This is a genomic window from Stenotrophomonas daejeonensis (assembly GCF_001431505.1).
Classification (GTDB): domain Bacteria; phylum Pseudomonadota; class Gammaproteobacteria; order Xanthomonadales; family Xanthomonadaceae; genus Stenotrophomonas; species Stenotrophomonas daejeonensis.
Window position 1 is genome coordinate 1 of sequence record NZ_LDJP01000085.1, and the last position, 17622, is coordinate 17622.

Annotated in this window: 15 protein-coding genes; 1 reads left to right on the plus strand and 14 read right to left on the minus strand. The window is 67.3% G+C overall.

All coding sequences use genetic code 11. The features are described 5' to 3' along the window. Positions 1 to 103 precede the first annotated feature (103 nt). From pncB to ABB34_RS13190, 5 genes are all read right to left on the minus strand, one after another. Positions 104 to 1282, minus strand: coding sequence for a nicotinate phosphoribosyltransferase (gene pncB / locus ABB34_RS13170; protein WP_057641792.1), 1179 nt, complete (start codon positions 1280 to 1282; stop codon positions 104 to 106). Between the two features lie 91 nt (positions 1283 to 1373). Beyond that, the gene (locus ABB34_RS13175; RefSeq protein WP_057641794.1) at positions 1374 to 2210 is read right to left on the minus strand and encodes a glycosyltransferase family 2 protein; all 837 of its coding nucleotides are present in this window, start codon (positions 2208 to 2210) and stop codon (positions 1374 to 1376) included. Next, positions 2207 to 3079 carry a glycosyltransferase family 2 protein gene (locus tag ABB34_RS13180; RefSeq protein WP_057641796.1) on the minus strand — a complete coding sequence of 291 codons (873 nt, stop codon included), beginning with the start codon at positions 3077 to 3079 and terminating at the stop codon, positions 2207 to 2209. The genes ABB34_RS13175 and ABB34_RS13180 overlap by 4 nt, the downstream gene beginning before the upstream one ends. 225 nt (positions 3080 to 3304) lie before the next feature. Continuing rightward, complete coding sequence (locus tag ABB34_RS13185; RefSeq protein ID WP_057641798.1) at positions 3305 to 4825, minus strand: family 16 glycosylhydrolase; 1521 nt, start codon at positions 4823 to 4825, stop codon at positions 3305 to 3307. A gap of 273 nt (positions 4826 to 5098) precedes the next feature. Next, positions 5099 to 6865, minus strand: coding sequence for a beta-1,3-glucanase family protein (locus ABB34_RS13190; RefSeq protein WP_057641800.1), 1767 nt, complete (start codon positions 6863 to 6865; stop codon positions 5099 to 5101). A 695-nt stretch (positions 6866 to 7560) separates the two neighbouring features. Between ABB34_RS13190 and ABB34_RS15815 the strand changes: the two genes are divergently transcribed. Continuing rightward, positions 7561 to 9609, plus strand: a complete 2049-nt coding sequence (locus ABB34_RS15815) for a glycosyl hydrolase family 18 protein (protein WP_083490208.1) — start codon at positions 7561 to 7563, stop codon at positions 9607 to 9609. Between the two features lie 297 nt (positions 9610 to 9906). Here the strand turns inward: ABB34_RS15815 and gspD are convergent, their stop codons facing one another. The 9 genes from gspD to ABB34_RS13240 form a co-directional block, all read right to left on the minus strand. Beyond that, complete coding sequence (gene gspD, locus ABB34_RS13200; protein WP_057641802.1) at positions 9907 to 12078, minus strand: type II secretion system secretin GspD; 2172 nt, start codon at positions 12076 to 12078, stop codon at positions 9907 to 9909. A 9-nt stretch (positions 12079 to 12087) separates the two neighbouring features. After that, positions 12088 to 12894 carry a general secretion pathway protein GspN gene (locus ABB34_RS13205; RefSeq protein ID WP_152979628.1) on the minus strand — a complete coding sequence of 269 codons (807 nt, stop codon included), beginning with the start codon at positions 12892 to 12894 and terminating at the stop codon, positions 12088 to 12090. Then, the gene (gene gspM / locus ABB34_RS13210) at positions 12884 to 13522 is read right to left on the minus strand and encodes a type II secretion system protein GspM (RefSeq protein WP_057641806.1); all 639 of its coding nucleotides are present in this window, start codon (positions 13520 to 13522) and stop codon (positions 12884 to 12886) included. The genes ABB34_RS13205 and gspM overlap by 11 nt, the downstream gene beginning before the upstream one ends. Next, a complete protein-coding gene (locus ABB34_RS13215; protein WP_057641820.1) occupies positions 13506 to 14639 on the minus strand; it encodes a PilN domain-containing protein in 1134 nt (377 codons plus the stop codon). The genes gspM and ABB34_RS13215 overlap by 17 nt, the downstream gene beginning before the upstream one ends. A 20-nt stretch (positions 14640 to 14659) precedes the next feature. After that, complete coding sequence (locus ABB34_RS13220) at positions 14660 to 15451, minus strand: type II secretion system minor pseudopilin (protein ID WP_057641821.1); 792 nt, start codon at positions 15449 to 15451, stop codon at positions 14660 to 14662. A gap of 74 nt (positions 15452 to 15525) precedes the next feature. Beyond that, entirely contained in the window at positions 15526 to 16170 is a 645-nt protein-coding gene (locus ABB34_RS13225; RefSeq protein ID WP_057641807.1) for a general secretion pathway protein GspJ, read from the minus strand. Beyond that, a complete protein-coding gene (gene xpsI / locus ABB34_RS13230) occupies positions 16167 to 16625 on the minus strand; it encodes a type II secretion system protein XpsI (protein ID WP_057641808.1) in 459 nt (152 codons plus the stop codon). The genes ABB34_RS13225 and xpsI overlap by 4 nt, the downstream gene beginning before the upstream one ends. Positions 16626 to 16669: 44 nt before the next feature. Beyond that, positions 16670 to 17176, minus strand: a complete 507-nt coding sequence (gene xpsH, locus ABB34_RS13235; protein ID WP_425478988.1) for a type II secretion system protein XpsH — start codon at positions 17174 to 17176, stop codon at positions 16670 to 16672. Further along, positions 17167 to 17601 (minus strand): type II secretion system protein GspG, encoded by a 435-nt coding sequence (locus tag ABB34_RS13240; protein ID WP_152979629.1) that lies wholly within the window; start codon positions 17599 to 17601, stop codon positions 17167 to 17169. Before ABB34_RS13240 ends, xpsH begins: the two co-directional genes overlap by 10 nt. Positions 17602 to 17622 lie beyond the last annotated feature (21 nt).

The window sequence follows — 17622 nt, forward strand, 5'->3', positions numbered from 1 at the left end:
TTCTTCGACATCTGCCAAAGATATCGGCTGAATGTCGATTCGGCCTAGGGCGCCACCGTAAGAGACCGCCGGCGCGCGCGCGGATCGATGTTCCCCACCCGCTTCACCTGGCATCGTCCAGGCCGAACACCTGTCGCAGGTAGGCCAGGTAGCCAAGGTCGTCGCACATGCTCTTGCCCGGCGAGTCGGACAACTTCGCCACCGGCTGGCCGTTGCAGCGGACCATCTTGATGACGATGTTCAGCGGCGTGGGGCCGAGGTCGTTGGTGAGGTTGGTGCCGATGCCGAAGGCCACCTGGCAGCGGCCGCGGAAGTAGTCGTACAGCCGCATCACCTTGTCGATGTCCAGCCCGTCGCTGAACACCAGGATCTTGCTGGCCGGGTCGGCACGGTTGGCCTTGAAGTGCGCCAGCATGCGGTCGCCCCACACGAACGGGTCGCCGGAGTCGTGGCGCACGCCATCGAACAACTTGCAGAAATACATGTCGAAGTCGCGCAGGAAGGCCTCCAGCCCGACCACGTCGGACAGCGCGATGCCGAGGTCGCCGCGGTATTCGCGCGCCCATGCCTCCAGCGCCGCCACCTGCGAATCGCGCAGGCGCGGGCCCAGCGCCTGGAAGGCCTGCAGGTATTCGTGCGCCATCGTGCCGTGCGGGGTCATGTCGTACAGCCGCGCGAAGTGCACGTTGCTGGTGCCGACGAACTGCGCACCGAGCGCATCGCGCAGCAGCGGCAGCATGTGCCCGTGCCAGTGGCGCGAATAGCGGCGGCGGCTGCCATAGTCGGCGATGCGGCAACTCTCGAAACCGGGCGTGTCGCGCAGCAGCGTAGCCTTGGCCTGCAGGCGGCGCTCGCCCTCGGCGAAATCCGGCTCGCTGGTGTTGCGGAACCAGACCTCGTTGATGATCGCCAGCAGCGGCACCTCGAACGGGATGGTGTGCAGCCACGGCCCGCTGATGTCCAGTTCGATCTCGCCGGGCACGCTGGCCGACGGGCGCAGGTCGATGTACTTGCGGTCCAGGTGGAACAGGCCGAGGAAATCGACGAAGTCCGGCTTCAGGTAGCGCAGGCCGCGCATGTAGTCCAGTTCCTCGACCGTGAAACGCAGGCTGCACAGGTGGTCGATCTCGGCGCTGATCTGGTCGATGAAGCGCGCCAGGTCGATGCCCGGCGTGCGGCACTTGAACCGGTACTGGACGATGGCGCCGGGGTGCTGGTGCAGCACCGCCTGCATCATCGTGAACTTGTAGAGGTCGGTGTCGAGCAGGGACTGGATGATCATGGCGGCATTATGCGCCGCTGCCCTGCACTCGCAGGTCGGGGCTACGTCCCCGACGCGCCATGCCCGAAAGCGTCGGGGACGTAGCCCCGACCTACCTTCGCAGCAGCAGCCGCGGCAGCTGCGCCGCCGCGTGCGCCCAGATCACGCACCACACCGCCACCCGCACCGGCAGGCTGCGCCGCGGCGCCTCGAACTTGCCGAAGTAGCGCCACAGCCCGCGGTGCTTGTGCCATTCGACGAAGAACGGCCGCGCGCGGCTGGACACGCCGCGCACGTGCAGCACCTTCAGATCGTTGGCGATGGCGACCGTGGCCCCGGCCGCGCGCGCGCGCCGGCACAGGTCCAGGTCCTCGGCATGCAGCCGGTAGCCGGCGTCCCAGCCGCCGAGGCGATCGAACAACGTGCGCGGCATCAGCAGCAGCGCGCCGGACAGGGCCGGCACCACCTGCAATGGCTGCGCCGGATCGGCCGCCAGCGCCAGCCGCGAACCGGCGGCCGGGCTGCGCAGCATCGCCGCGAAATCCGGGTCGCGGCGGCGCACCGCGGCATCGGCCCGGCCCTGTTCGTCCACCTGCTCGACGCCGAGCAGGCATGCTCCCAACGGCTGGCCGAGGTCGCGCAGCCGCGCCAGCGTGTCCGGCTCGACCATCAGGTCCGGGTTGACGAAGACCAGCCACGGCGCGTCGCAGTCGTGCGCGCCCTGGTTGCAGGCGGTGGCGAAGCCGGGGTTGTCGGGATTGGCGATGAAACGCACCCGCGCGTCGGCCAGCGCATGGCGCTGGGCGATGGCCAGCGAACCGTCGCACGAGGCGTTGTCCACCACGCGGATCTGCGCCACGCCGTGCGCGGCGCGCAACCGTTGCAGGCATTCGTCCAGCGTGCCTTCGCTCTGGTAACTGACGACGACGGCGGCGATCGGAGCGCTCACGGCTGCCCCTGCCCCGGCGTGGTGCCGGCATCGAACAGGTCGCGCTGCGGCTCCGGTAACGGCGCCTGCGCGTATGCCTGCTGCAGTTGCAGGCGATGCGCGTGCAGCGGGTCGTCCATCAGGAATTCCGCCAGCCGCGCCGTCCAGGTCGGCCAGCGGTTGGCCAGCAGTTCCATGTCGCCCTCGGCGGGCCGGCCCTCGTCGCGGCGGCCGACGAAGGCGTCGTCGCACAACACGTTGCGCCAGCCCAGCCCGCTCATGCGCAGGCTCAGGTCCACCAGCGCCGCGTACCACGAGCCATAGCTGTGCGTGTCCAGGCCACCGGCGCGGGCACGCGCGCTGCCGCGGATCAGCACCGCGTGGGTGATGGCCGAGGGCAGTTCCGGGTGCAGCAGCGGCATCGCCGCGCAGGCGCGCGCCAACCGCTCGACGTCGGCCGGTAACGGATTCAGTTCGCCGGCGCGCGGCCACGCCACGGTTTCGCCGGCGTTGCTCCACGGCGTGGCGGTGGCGATGGAGGCATCGCGCGCGAGGCAGTCGGCCAGTTGCTGCAGCCAGCCGGGCAGCGGCAGCGCGTCGGGCGCCAGCACCGCCACGTCGGCGTCGCCGCAGGCCCGCAGCATCTCCTCCAGGTGCACCGATTCGCCGATGGCGCGCGGGCGCCGGGTGTATTCGGCACGCAGGCCGGTGCACTGCAGCCAGCGCTCGATGATGGCGATCCCGCGCGGCCCGGCCTGAGCATCATCGGCCAGCCATACCCGCACGCCGGAAGGCGTGCCCGCATCCAGCGCGGCCAAACAAGCATCGAGCGCGTCATCATCGGCACTGATCGGCAACAGGACGACGGGAAGCGAATCGGCTTGGCTCACGGGACCTGCGGCGGATGGGAAGCGGCGGCGGGACGAACCGGCACAGAGTACCAATTCCGTCCCCCACGCGTCCCTCTTCTGGCTGCGCCCGGCGCGTACTTCAGGCACCTGGCGCGGCGGACCGGGCACCTGTAATCCAGCAACCCGAACGGGGAAGCCCGGCTCTCGCCGGGCTTCCGTTGGAACGGTGTGGTTGGCAGCGGGGCTATCCCTCAGCGCATGCGGTCACTGATAGACCCGCACGTAGTCCACGTACATCCGCTGCGGGAAGCGGCTGGAACCATCCGGGCTGCCCGGCCAGCTGCCACCCACGGCCACGTTGAGCAGCACGAAGAATGGCTCGTCGAACACCCATTGCCCACGGGCGGTGACGTCGGCCCGGCTCACACTGTAGAACTGCTGGCCGTCAACGGACCAGCGGATGCCGTTGGCATCCCATTCCACCGCATAGACGTGGTAGCCGGCATCCACCTGCTGGTTGAGGTTGTGGGTACCCGTGAACGGCGTGTTGCCCGAATAGCCGGGGCCATGCAGGGCGCCGTGGGTCAGGGTCGGCTCGAATCCGACGTGCTCCATGATGTCGATCTCGCCACTCTGCGGCCAGCCAACCTGACCGATATTGTTGCCCAGCATCCAGAACGCCGGCCAGATGCCCTGGGTCTGCGGCAGCTTGAGCCGTGCCTCGACACGGCCATGGCGGAAGATACGCTTGTCGCGGCTGACCATGCGCGAGGAGGTGTACTGGCAACTGCCATACCAGCAGCTGTAGTTGCCGGGATTGCCTTGCCGCGCCTCGATCACCAGCACGTTGCTACCGGCGGACGCGTCGTACTGGATGAAGGCGTTCTGCCCGGCGGTGTAGTACTGCAATTCCGAATTGCCCCAGCCACCGCCCCCGGTCTCGAAGCTCCAGTTGGCACCGTTGATGCTGTCGAACTCGTCGGTCCAGACCGGGGCCGCGCTGGCCTGCCGCACCACCACCGAGCTGGCCTTGTCGTTGAAACCCTCGTTGTTCAGGCAATCATCGTCACCACGCACTACCGTCGAGGTGCCACCGAAGTTGTCGTGTTCGTAGAGCACCGCCTCGTACCCGGAGGCCACCCGAAGCGAGGAGACTGCATCATTGGCGACGCCGCGCGCCTGCAACGCGGCCAGGTTGTATGACCCCACATCCAGACCAGCCGCCCAGCCGCCATAGTTGCAGTGCTCGTAGAGCGTGGCGCGCGCGGTGCCACCTCCGCCGCCGCTGGGGACGATCTCGATCCAATTGAAGTTCCAGTCCCCGGTCTGGGCAAACACGCCCAGATTGTAGGTCCCGGCGTTGAGGTCCACGGTGCGGCTGACCGTGGTCCAGTTCTGCCAGCCGCCGGTGTTGGGGATGTCGAACTGGCCGAGCACGATCGACCCGGCGTTGAGATCGACCGAAGCGCGGCCGCCGACCGGGCTGGCCACGCGCATGCGCACGGTGTAGCTGCCGCTGCTCGGGATGGTCAGGCTGTTGTAGACCAACCACTCGTTGGCAGCGATCCAGCCGACGTTGTAGCCACCGCCGGTGTCGCTGGTGGCCTCGATGTCCACCCCGTCCGAGCGGTAGGCACCGCCGCTGTTGCCCGGAGTGGTGTCGTAGTAGGCGTTGTAGTTCTCGGCCTGAAAGACAGTGGCGCCGACACTGGCCGACATGCCCGCCAGCAATGCTGCGCCGGACAGCGACAGCACCCGCTTCTTGAGCGAAATCGATCGTTTCATCTTCAGTTTCTCCCTCGCCATGTATGAGGTGCGCGGCCGGACGGTACCGGGGTGCGCACACGGTGATTCGCCTGCCGACATCGCCCGGAGTTCGCTGAACTTCCAGAGCGACGCTGCCAAAGACATGCAGCAAGCGCGTGACCAACCCACGCAGGCCTCGGTGGTCAGGAATGGCCATCAGCCCTGCGCTGAAAGGCGGCATGCCGTTCCCGGCATGCCATGCGGTTCCATCGGCGAAACGGCGGCGCACGTACAGTGCGCCGCCGCTCGTGCTCACCAACCGATGGTGTAGGTCACCGTCGTCGGCGCCGGTGCATACAGCAAGGTCGCGTGGTCGCCCACGTCGTCATAGGAGAAGCCGTACGCCTTGCCGTCATGGGAGATGTCGCCGTTGTGCCAGAACCATGCATACCAGTTCGAGCGCTGTCCGGACGGATAGTGGTAGGCGGCGTTGTACCACTGAGCCGGCATCTCCAGCACGTGGCGATTCAGCGCTGCGGCGAACTGCGCCTGTATCTGCAACTGGGTGCCGATGTCCTGTGGCGCAGCGTTGGCGGCATCGGCCAGCAGCCCGGCGCCGAGCAGCACCATCTGCGTGTCTGGCTTGCCATTGATGTAGAACGTGCCGTTCTGGTTGCCGCCAGTGAAGCGGAAGGTATCGCCCTGAACGCGGCCGGTGAAGGTGCCCAGGTTCTGCAACGTGAAACTGATGTTCTCATTGCGGTAGCGCGACCACACCGAGTCGATATAGGCCTGCAGATAGCTGGCGTTGGCCTTGCCGTAATTGAAGTTGCCGTGGCCCGGAGCAACGATGCGATAGGGTGCATATGGTGTCTGGGCCAGGTGCTTGAACTCGCCTGGCACTCGCTCCACGAAGCGCTGGAACACCTGATCGCGGGTCAGCCCGGCCACATTCTCGCCGACCGTGCGGTCGTAGCCGTCCAAGCCCTGAACACGCAGTTGCAGCGGGAAGCCGAAGTGGTCCACGCGGGTGGTGTTGACGAAGATGCCGCTGTCGTTCTGGTCCTTGGGGATGATCGCCATCTCGCCGAAGTCGAAGTACACATCGAGGTTGGGATCGCTCGGGTTCTGGATGTTGGCGCCGGCGTAGCCGAGGTTGCCGTTCACGTCCACCACCACCTTGATGTACATCGGGCTGCCGACCGAGAGCAGGATGCGCGCGGAGTTGATCGGATCGATCGTCATCTGCGGCACGTCGGACAGGCGGTGGAAGTAGTTGGTGTAGCCCTCGCCGTTCTTGACCAGCGCGCCGTTGTCGCCAACCGCCATTGGAATTTGCTGGCCCTGCGCGTTGACCCAGACGAACTGCCCGGTCTTCCAGCTCTTGCCGATGATCGACCAGTAGATGTCCTGATTGGCCCAGCGGCCGCGGGTCTGATTGGCGATCTTGAAAGTGGTGCGCTCGTTCCAGGTGCCACTGCCACCACCGCCACCCGCGACCTGTACCTTGAATGCAGACATCTGGTCGTTGAAGCCGCGGCCAACCAGATTCGGCTCATTGCCGCTGATCGTGACCGAGCCGCCGCCATGGTTGATGTCGGCGAACAACTGCACCTGATAGCCGCTCTGCACCTTCACAGAGGAGACGCGGTCGTTCCAGTCGGTGCCGACCCAGTTGGAATCGGCGTCGGCGCAGAAGCTGGCGCCGGCGTAGTCCACATGCTCATAGAAGCAGACCTTGCCGCTGCCCGAGCCACCGCCGTTGCCGCCGCTGCCGACCGTGGTGGAGAACCAGGCCGTGTCGTAGGCCGGAGTTCCGTTGTTGTAGGTGAATGAATACGCCAGCGCCTGACCCTGAGCGGCCGGGGTGATGGCCTGTTCGTGGCGGCTCTTGCTGCCGTTCCATGTCATGCGCAGGTTCTGCTGGCTTCCGCCAGCGAGTGCGTAATGGATGTCGGCCCACTGCGTGTCAACGTTGGACTTGAACCAAACCACGGCGGCATTGCCGGAGAACTCCACACCGTGGGTGTAGTCCGAGGACGATTGGGCGCTGGCCGCGAAGGCCAGCAGCGTCAGCATCAATAGGCTGATCAAGCGGATATATAGGCGTTGCACAGGCATTTCTCCTTCCGAATGCGGTCTGGATTGCGCCCGCTGACGCGTAGGCGCTGCTCGTTGACGTCCTGTAAAGCCCCCTGCTCCATGGCCGGGGCGACGCTAGCACCGTGTTTTTGGGCAATAAAGAGACAGCGCTGTCAATTTCCCATGAAACTACCATAAGCATTTGAATATGATAGTTATCATAAGAGAATGAGATATCCATTCCGGTATCTTGGAGTGAAAGTTGACCAATATACGCTGCGCCGCAGCATTGCATATGCGCGAAACGCCCCCGCATCCAGCCACACCGCTCACGGCAGGTTTCCTTTGAAATAATGCTGCACTACAACACGATTTCTTCAGAAAGATTATCTACCCGCCATTTTTCAGTTAAAAAATGGTGAGAAACAGAATCGCGCGCAAGAAAATGCACGCACTTGTTGAATATTTGTTGACATCGTTGTCAGAACCCTCGTATCTCTCCCACCGCCCCGGCCACATGCACATGCGCGAGGCTGGGCAACAGCACGACAAACGGGAACGCCGGGACGGCGCGTCATTTCCCGCAAAAGCATCGATCGACGCAGGTCTTCAGGGGGATAAGACCGCCAGCGCGGAGCAACGGGCCGGCGGATTCGCGGTTTGGACATCCACCACTCGACAGGAGTGATCACATGCATACGAAACTCGCAGCGACCTGGCTGGCCGGCGGGCTGTTAGCCCTTGCCTGGTGCAGCAATGCTCAAGCGGCGTCCTGCGCCAGCGCGCCACAATGGAACGCGGCAACCGTCTATCAGCCCGGCGACCAGCTGGTTTACCAGAACCGGCTGTACCGCGCCCTGATTCCGATCTGGAACGCGGCGCCGGACTATTGCACCACTTGCGGCTGGTACGAGGACCGCGGCCAGTGCGATACCGGTGGGCAGAATCAGGCCCCCAGCGTTGCACTGACGGCCCCGTCCAACGGGGCCTCGTTCAACGCCGGCAGCAACATCACCGTCAGCGCCAACGCGACTGACAGCGATGGACAGGTGACCCGTGTCGAATTTTTCCGCGGTGGCACCTCGATCGGCGTGGACACCACCCCGCCGTTCAGCGTGGGCTGGAACAACGCTGCCGTCGGCAACTACACCCTCACGGCTGTGGCTACCGACAACAACGGCGCCTCCACCACCTCCGCCGCGGTCAACATCACCGTGAACGGGGTGAGCAGCGACACTACCCCACCCAGCGTGCCAACCGGGCTGGCCGCGCCCACGCGCACCTCCAGCAGCATCACACTGAGCTGGAACGCCTCCACCGACAACACCGGCGGCAGCGGCGTGGCCGGCTACGACGTCTATCGCGACGGCCAGATCGTCGGCTCCACCACCAGCACCGGCTACACCGACTCGCCGTTGCAGGCATCCACCCAGTACAGCTACCGGGTGCGTGCGCGCGACAACGCCGGCAACGCCTCCTCGCAGAGCAACCAGGTCCAGGTCAGCACCACCGAGGGCGGTACCGGCGGCGGCAAGAACGTCATCGGCTACTTCGCCCAGTGGGGTATCTATGGCCGCAACTATCAGGTCAGGGACATCGAGACCAGTGGCTCGGCGGCCAAACTGACCCACATCAACTACGCCTTCGGCAACGTCCGCAACAACCGCTGCGAGGTCGGCATCAACCAACCCTCGGACCCGAACAGCGGTGCCGGCGGCGACTCCTTCGCCGACTACACCAAGTCGTTCGGGGCTGCGCAGAGCGTGGACGGGGTCGGCGACACGTGGGACCAGTCCCTGCGCGGCAACTGGAATCAGCTCCGCAAGCTCAAGGCCAAGCACCCGAACCTGAAGGTGCTGATCTCGCTCGGCGGCTGGACCTGGTCGCGCGGCTTCTCCAGCGCGGCGCGCCCGGAGAACCGTCAGGCCTTCGTCGCCTCGTGCATCGACGCCTACATCCGCGGCAACCTGCCGGTAACCGACGGTGCCGGCGGCCAGGGCGCTGCGGCCGGGGTGTTCGACGGCATCGACATCGACTGGGAGTACCCGGTCGCCTGCGGCCTGGCCTGCGGCACACCGGAGGACCAGCAGAACTTCACCGCGCTGCTGGCCGAGTTCCGCAGCCAGCTCAACGCGGTGCGCCCGGGGCTGCTGCTGACCGTTGCCGTCGGTGCCGGCATCGACAAGATCCGCGTCACCGATCCGGCCCAGTACCACCAGTATCTGGACTACATCAACGTGATGACCTACGACTTCCACGGCGCGTGGGACCCGCAGACCAACCATCACTCGGCCCTGTTCGCCTCGCCGTCCGACCCCTCCACCGGCGACCAGCGCTACTACAACAGCAATGACGCGATTCAGGCCTTCCTCGACCGCGGCGTGCCGGCGCAGAAGGTCAACATCGGTATCGGCTTCTATGGCCGCGGCTGGACCGGCGTATCCAGCGCCAACAACGGCCTGTACCAGAGCGGCAGCGCAGCTCCCGGCACCTACGAAGCAGGCATCGAGGATTACAAGGTGCTCAAGAATCTGGCCGGTACCAGCTACACCGACAGCCAGGCCGTTGCCCACTGGAAGTACAACGGCAGCACCTTCTGGAGCTACGACAACCCGGCGCTGATCGCGCAGAAGATGAGCTATGCCAAGGTGCAAGGTCTGGGTGGCGCGTTCTTCTGGGAGTTCAGCGGCGACACCTCCAACGGTGAACTCGTCGATGCAATCCACAACGGTCTGAAATAACGACAGCCAACCCTGTCGGCGCCGACCCCCGGGTCGGCGCCTTTTCATGCCCGCTTTACCGACGCCACATTCGCAGGCGGTCATGTGCCGGTGGCTGCCCGATCTGCACGGACCCGAGCCGGACGACTTCACGGAAGCCGTGGCATGTAGCGACCACTTTGGACCTGACGGAACACACGTCCTTGCCCATCAACCGCACGGCCGTGCGATGGAGAAGTGTCCGACCGCAGCGGCGAATGCGCCCCATGACGGCGATGCCCGGCCCCGTTACACGAGCCAGACACTTCCGGCTTCGCGCTACTGCTGCGGCACGTTCAACGGCTCCATCGCCCGGAAGCGGCGGCTGTACTCGTCGGTCAGGTCACGCGCCTCGCGCAGGTCGTGGACCACGGTGGGCGTGATCAGCACGATGGTCTCACGACGGGCATTCTCGTGGCCCTTGCGACCGAACAGACCGCCCAGCACCGGGATCCGGCTCAGCCCCGGGATGCCATTGGAACCGTAGCGCGCGGTGTCGTCGATCAACCCGGCCAGCATGATGGTCTCGCCATCGGGCGCGGCCGCCTCGGTTTTGAGCTTGCGGGTACTGATGCGGTAGTTGCCATTGGCATCCGGCGACCCCACCGGCTGGCTGATCTCCTGCACGATGTCCAGGAACACGGTGCCCTCGCGCCCTACCCGCGGGCGCACCTTCAGGATCGTGCCGGTTTCCAGATACTGCACCTGCGTGTAGCTGTTCTGGCCCTGAATCGGATTGACCGACACCGAAGAGACCGGGATGCGGTCGCCAACGTTGAAGGTCGCCTCGCCGTTATTGCGCACGAACACCGACGGCCGTTGCAGCAGGCGCACGTCGGTGACCCTGTCCAGCGCACTGATGATCGCTGCCGCATCGTTCTTGACCAGCGTCCAGGCCATGCCCGGCACGTTGGCGGTGCCGACCACGCCGGCGATGGTGCTCCACTTGCCCGGCAGGCCCGGCGCGTTGACATCCGGCAGCCCGTTCTCGGCCGCCGCGTTCTCCAGAAACCACTGCACGCCGTAGTTGAGCTCGCCACTGAGTTCGACCTGGGCGATCTGCGCCTCGATGTGTACCTGCATCGGCATGATGTCGAGCTTGTCGATGACGTCGCGAATCGACTGCCAAGCCGCCGGCGTGGCGCGCACCAGCAGCGAATTGGTCTCCTCCACCGCCGCCACGCCGACCCGCGAGCCATCCACCTCCAGCACGACGCTGGCGTTGCCGCCACTGCGCTGGTTCAACGACATCGAGCCATCGCCCAACCCACCGCCCTGCGAAGACACCGAGTCGTCCTTGCCCTGGAACTGGACGACGCTGTCGCGGCCGTCCACGCCACTGTCCTGCATCTCCACCGGCGTGGTGCCGGGCATCAACGAAGCCGCACCGCCGGCGCTGGTATCGCCACCTGAGCGGCCACCGCTGCCGAACACCTCGGCCAGCCGGTTGGCCAGATCGCGCGCCTTGATGTACTTGAGTTCGTGGGTGAACAAGCGCACGTCGCCGCCGGCGCTGTCGATCCGCTCCAGCCATTCGCGGATCTGCTCCAGATATGCCGGCTGCGGAGTAATGACCATCACCGCGTTGGCGCCTTCCAGCGGCATGAAGCGGAACATGCCGGCGCTGGGCGTGCGGCTGCTCTCGCCGAACACCTTTTCCAGATCGGAAACCACCTTCACCGCGCGCCCGGACTGCAACGGGAATACCCCCACCGACATGCCCGCCAGCCAGTCGACGTCGAAGATGCCGATCGTGCGCAGGTAGTTCTCCAATTCGCTGCGCGTGCCGGCCAGCGTGATCAGGTTGCGGGTGCCGTCGATGGAGACGATGGCGTTGGGGCGGGCATAGGGTTCGAGCACCTTCTTCATCTCGCTGGCGGAGATGTAACGCAGCGGCACCACCCGCAGTTCGTAGCCGTTGCCCGCCGTCGCCGCCCCTACCCTGACCGGCGGCACCGCACCGAGCGCGCGGTCGGCCGGGACGATGCTGTAGCGGCCATCGGCGTACACCATGCGTGCATTGTTGTCGGCCAAGGCCTGCTCCAGCAGCGACAGCGCCTGCGCCGGCGACACCGGTTTGGGCGTACCCAGAGTGACAGTGCCCTGCAGCCCCGGCGCGATGGTGTAGTTCTGCCCCAGCAGATCGCCAAGAATCGCCTTGACCACCGCGTGCAGGGATTCACCTTCGAAATTGAACGTAGCGCTGCCGGTAGCCGCGGCCGCCGGTGAAGGCGGCGAGGCCGACGGCATGCTGCCAACCATGGTGCCGCTGCCACGGCGGATCTGCGCGCGTGGCCCGGCCGCATCCACCTCCGCCGGCGTGGGCGGCACGGCGGCCTCGCCGGTACCCGTGGCGCGGCGCAGTTCGGGCGAGGGGACACTTGCGCATGCGACCAGCAGGCCGATGAGCAGCGCGATGAGCGGAACGCGGAAAATCGGAGATGACGTCATGCCGGTACTCTAGGGTCGATCGGTCGGACGGGGGGTGGCCTGCTGCTGGTATTGCTCACGCAATTGCCGGCGCCGTGCCTCGATGCGCTGGCGTATCACGTCAACCTGCTGCTCGGGCGTCATCTGGGTGGCGATCTCGGCGGGCGGAGCGATCACCGGCTGCTCGGGCGGGGCGGTACGCGAAATCTGGTAGGGCGGCCGAGTGCCGCCGTCATCGGGCGAGGACGGCGGCGCAGGTGGCGTGGCAGTGACCGGTGGTGGCGGTGATGGGGCATTCTCAAGTACCGGCGCGGAAGACGCCTGCACCGCGCCGCCGGCGCCATCGAACACACGCAGCTCCAGACTGCGGCGCCCCTGCGGTCCTTCCAGCACCGCCAGCCGTGGTTCCAGTTCGACCAGCCGCCATCCCGGCAGCGCATCGGCCGATTCGCCCAGCTTCAGCCGCACCGAAGTGCCGCCCGAGGCCAGTTGCAGAATCGCCATCCGCAGCCCCGGCGCAATCAGCACGCTGGTCAGGGCGAAGTCCGAGGCCGGCGCCTGCTCGCCGCCAGTGGCGCCCTCGATCACGAAGGCATGCGGCTTGCGGTCCTCGTAGAACAGCGGGCGCTCGGCGATAGCGGCGTAGTCGGACAACGGACCCGGTGCGACAGCGGCTGGCGGCTTCCATTGCGGCAACTCGCCGGCCAGAGCCGGGTCATCCGGCAACGGGCGGATGTGGCCGCCCAGACCGAGCAGCGCCAGTCCCCAGGCCAGCAGCGCGCAGGCCGCCAGCACGCCCAGCAGCCGGTTGCGCGGGGTGATGACGTCAACGCGCATCGGCATCCTCCACGCCGTTCGTGGCGGTTTGCGTGGCTTGCGCGAGCCGCAGGTAGCCGTAGAGATCGAAGCCGACGTCCAGACCGCCACCGGTATTGCCCGCATCGGGGGTGTAGTAGCGCTGGGTGAGGATGTTCACGTTGTCCACGAACAGGCGCGGCGAGCCGCTTTCCAGCGCATGCAGGACCGCCGCCAGTTCCGGCGTGCCGCATTGCAGGCGCACCTGCACCGCCGCGCGCCGGAAACGCGAATACTCGGAGTTGGCAGTCAACGGCGAGCGACTGGTGATCGCGCAACTGCGGTTGCCGGGGCTGGCCTCGGCGACCACGGTTTCCAACCGCTGCACCAGCGAGGCAATGGCCAGTTCCACGCTGCTTTCCGGAAGAAAGCCCGGCTGCTGCGCCGCCTGTTCGCGCGCGGCGGCGAGCCGGTGTTCAATCTCCGGCGCCTGCCGCACCTGCATGCGCAGGCGTAGCTCGCGCTCATTGCTCTCGGCGATGTCCTGCTGCACCTCGCGCATCGGCAACGTCCACCACGGGTGCACCAGCGCAAGGTAGCCCAACGCCAGCGCCAGCAGCAGCAGAATCAGAGCCAGCCAGCGGTCGCGACGCTCAACGGCGGTCGGCATTGCCACCCTCCCGTCGCGGTGCGGCGGCGTCCGTGCCGGCCAGGCCTGCAACCAGCGTGAAGCGGTCGTGGCGGGTACGCGGGTCGGGCTGCAATGCGCCGCTCAGCGCCGGGTTGCGCCATTGCCGCGCGCCTTCCAGCCGCGCCACCAGCGCCGGCGCCTCGCCGCTCAGGCCAATCAGCGACATGCGCTCGCCCTCGATTGACAGCTTCTCCAGATAGGTGCCATCCGGCAGCCGGCGGCTGAGCTCGTCCAGTACCTCGGTCACGGTGGGGCGCTCGGCGCGGGTGCGCTCAAGGAAGGCCACGCTCTCGACCAGCTCCGACAGTGCCTCCCGCTGTGCCACGACCCGGCGCGCATCCACCGCCAGCGCCTCAACCTCGGCGGCGCGCGCGGCTGCGGCGGCGCGGCGGTTCTCCAGTACCTGCCAAGCGGTGGCAATCGTGGCCAACAGCGCCACCGCCGCCAGCACCAGACCCAGACGCGCCTGACGGTCGCGGCCACCGCCGCGCGCTGCCAGCGGCAGCAGGTTCACGTCCAGCAGCCGTTCGTCGCCGTCGGCCACGTCCACCCCGGCCAGCCCCTCGGCCACCTCACCGAGCGCGGCCACCGCGCGCTCCAGCTCGCCGCACGGCACGGCTACCAGTTCGACATTGAGCTGGCCATCGTCGCGGCGGCCGCGCAGGCGTGCGTCGTAGTACACCGCGCTGGCGGCGAACGGCGTCTGCCGGTCGATCTCGAAGCCGACCACGTCGCGCAGGCGCTCACCGGCAGCGGCCGGCAACAGCATTGGCCGGCGCAGGGCCACGCCCACGGGCAGTACCAGCCAGCGCGGCAGCCGTGCCAGCCGGGGGTCGAGCGCGGCGTCGAGATCGGCAGGCAGCAGCGGCGTTGGCAGGCGCATGAGTTCGTGCACTTCGCCGGTGTCATCGCGGCGGCGCAACCGCAGTTCGCCCTCGCCCGCCGACAGCAGCAGGCGCTCCTGCGCCAGCCCGAACAGCCGGCGCCAACGCGCCGGCAGCCACGCCAGCAGGCCGCCCCGCCACCAGGTCAGGAACGCGCCCAGGCCACGGCCATAGCGACGCAGGCGCGCCATCAGGGCAATACCCGAAGGCATGGAGTTGTCCTGCATCGTCGTCATCGCGATACCACGTTCTCGTCCCAGCCCAATGCGACGTACGCCGATCCCGGTATTGGACCTCCCCCCGCACGCACCACCGCCCGCAATGTCGCCACCCGCCCCTGACCTTGGCGCGCGCGACTCTCCACACTATACGTACCGGTCCCCTGACCGACGAGCGTACCGTTTCCAGCACCGCTCCGGCGCTGGGCCATCCAGGTTTCCGGTTGCAGCCCCAGCGCGGTCAGCACCGGCTCGGAGGCAAACGCCGGATCGGGCTGGGCGCGGCCGGAATGGAGGGTCAGATAAGGTTGCAGGCGGGCGAAGGTCTGCCGGTCCATGCCCAGTACCTGCTCGACCTCGGCCAGACTCTCGAATGGCTGGTCCTTGGCGCCGTAGGGCAGACCGGCGGCGGCGTAGTCGGCGTCCTCGGCGCCACCGGGCTGCTGCAACGGGTCGGGGTCGCGCCAATCGACGATGGCCGCGGCCAGGCGCCGCGCGCGCGCGTCGTCCACGCCCTGAGTGCGCATCAGCGCAGCCAGCAGGCCGGCGTCGGCCTGGTTCAGATCGACCTTGCCGGACTCGTCAACGATGCGCACCTCGATGTCGGCATCGGCAAAACGCAGGCGATACGGACGGCCGTCCGGGCGCCAGGCCCGCCCCGGATCGGGATCGCTGATCCGCGCCAGCGCGTATTCCAGACCGGCTCGCGTCAATTCGTGCAGGCGCGCGCCGTCGTCCAGCACCCGCCCCTGCAACGATTCGACCCGTGCGGTCAATGTGAATGCGCCGGCCAGCGCAGTCAGCATCACGATTATCCACAGCACCAGCAGCAGTGCCGTGCCGTTGTCGGCGCGCCTTCCGGGGCGGCGGCGCGCAACGTTCACCGTGGCACTCCGGCCTGCGGCTGGGTTCCCTCGCCCCGTGCCAACGTCACCACCAGCGGTGGCCAGGCACTGCCGTCGGCGCCCTCGATCTCCACCGATACCTGGACCGGCAGCATCACGTTCTCCTCCCAGGCGTCCTGCCACTGGCCCAGATCGTCGTCGCGGATGCCGCGATAGCGGAAGCGCACCGCGCGCAGGCCGTCGGCCAGCAGCTCCGGCGCACGCGGTTCGCGTTCCTGCACGGTCTGGCCGGCCTGCACCATCGCAAAGTCGGCCAGCAAACGCCCGTCTTCGACCCATAGCTCGTGCAGGTACGGGCCACCGCGACCGAGGTAGTCGGGCAGGTCGGCGACGAAGCGCATGCGCTGCGGTTCGCCGACGAAGCGCAGGGAGTTGCCATTGCTGGCGTCGTTGGCGAATGCCATCGGCAGCGCCCCGCGCAATTGCCGGCGCACGAAGCCGCTGACCGCACGGATGCGCTCGTTGCGCTGGGCCAGTACCTCGCCACGCTCGGTCATCTGCGAGGCCGTGCGCAGGGTGGCAAAGCCCAGCCCCAACCCCGCGGCCAGCAGGGTCGTTGCCAGCAGCACCTCGAGCAGGGTGAAGCCGCCCATACGGGTGCGATACGGGTACCGGGTCATGGCCGGCCCCCGGCATCGGCACGGACCAAGCGCAGGGTGCGCTGCCGCAGGTGCTGCCGTGGTCCGTCACCCCAGCGCACGTCAAGGTCCAATTCCAGCAGCCGGGTCGCAGCCGCCATCGGCTCCGGCGTCGCCGCCTTGCCGCGCGCCGGGTCGTGGTAAGGGGTTATCTGCAATACCCAACGAAAGCGGCCGTCCTCGAATTCGCCCTGCCGCGTCCCCGGTTTCAGGCGCTCGCCAACCCCGATCTGTGCCAGCAGGCTCTGCGCATGCAGCGTGGCGCGGCCGACCTCGTCGGCCTCACGCACCTGCCGGCCGGCGTTGGACAGGGCGCCGACCAGCAGGGTCAGCGCACCGGCCAGCAGTGCGAAGGCCACCACCACCTCAATCAGGGTGAAGCCAGACGGGCGGCGCGCAAGGCGCGACGAGGACGAGGCCCGACGGCGGCCATGCACGGACGCTACCCGCTGCCGACCGATTGCGGCACCCGCCCCGGCGCTCACTGCACCACTTCCTGACGCAGGCTGACCTCACCGGTCAACCAGGCCACGTCGATTCGCCATTGGCTGTCGCGCGCGCGCAGCCGCACGCGGCCCCCTGTGGAGGCACCATCGGGAAAAAACAGGACGCCGGCCTCGTCGGCGCGTAGCTGGGCCTCGCGCGCGCCAGTGAAGTGCAGCGACAGCGTGGGCGGGATGGTGCCCCGACGGCCATTGGCCGCCTGCCAGGTACGGCCCTGCACGTCGATCAGGAACCGTTGCGGCTGGCCACTGGCGATGGCCCGGGCGCGGGTGTAGCGCAACTGCGCGGTGATTTCCTTGGCCACGCCACGCAACCGCACGCCCTCCAGACCGCCACTCATCGCCATCGCTGCCATACCGACAGTGGCGGCGATCAGCGTCAGTACCAGCAGCATCTCAAGCAGGGTGAACCCCGCCGTCGCCGCGCGCTGCCGCACGGAAGAGGGCCGGGCCAGCCGGTGCGCCGGCGCGTGCATCACTCGTATTTGATGTCGGCGCGGTAGCTGTCGCCGCCCGGTTTGCCGTCGGCGCCGTAACTTACGAGATCGAAGGGAGCGCCATCCTGACCGGGCGCGCGGTATTCCAGATCGCGCCCCCACGGGTCTTTGAGATCCGACGCCTTGGCGTACGGCCCCAGCCAGCCGCTCACACCGGCCGGCTTAGCGACCAGATCGCCGAGCGAGGCAGGCAGCACGTGGGTGTCGAGCTGGTAGCTCTCGATCTTGCCGGCCAACGTCTGCACCTGCGCCTCGGTCAGCTTGAACTTGCCCTTGTCGGCACCGCCGAGCACGCGACTGCCGACCACCACCAGCACGCCGCCGATCAATACCAGAACGATGATGATCTCCAGCAGGCTCATGCCGCGCTGGGTGGACATGGACTTCGGGAAGTAACGGCGGGGCGGCATCATGCAGGAACCTCGGTTCGGGGT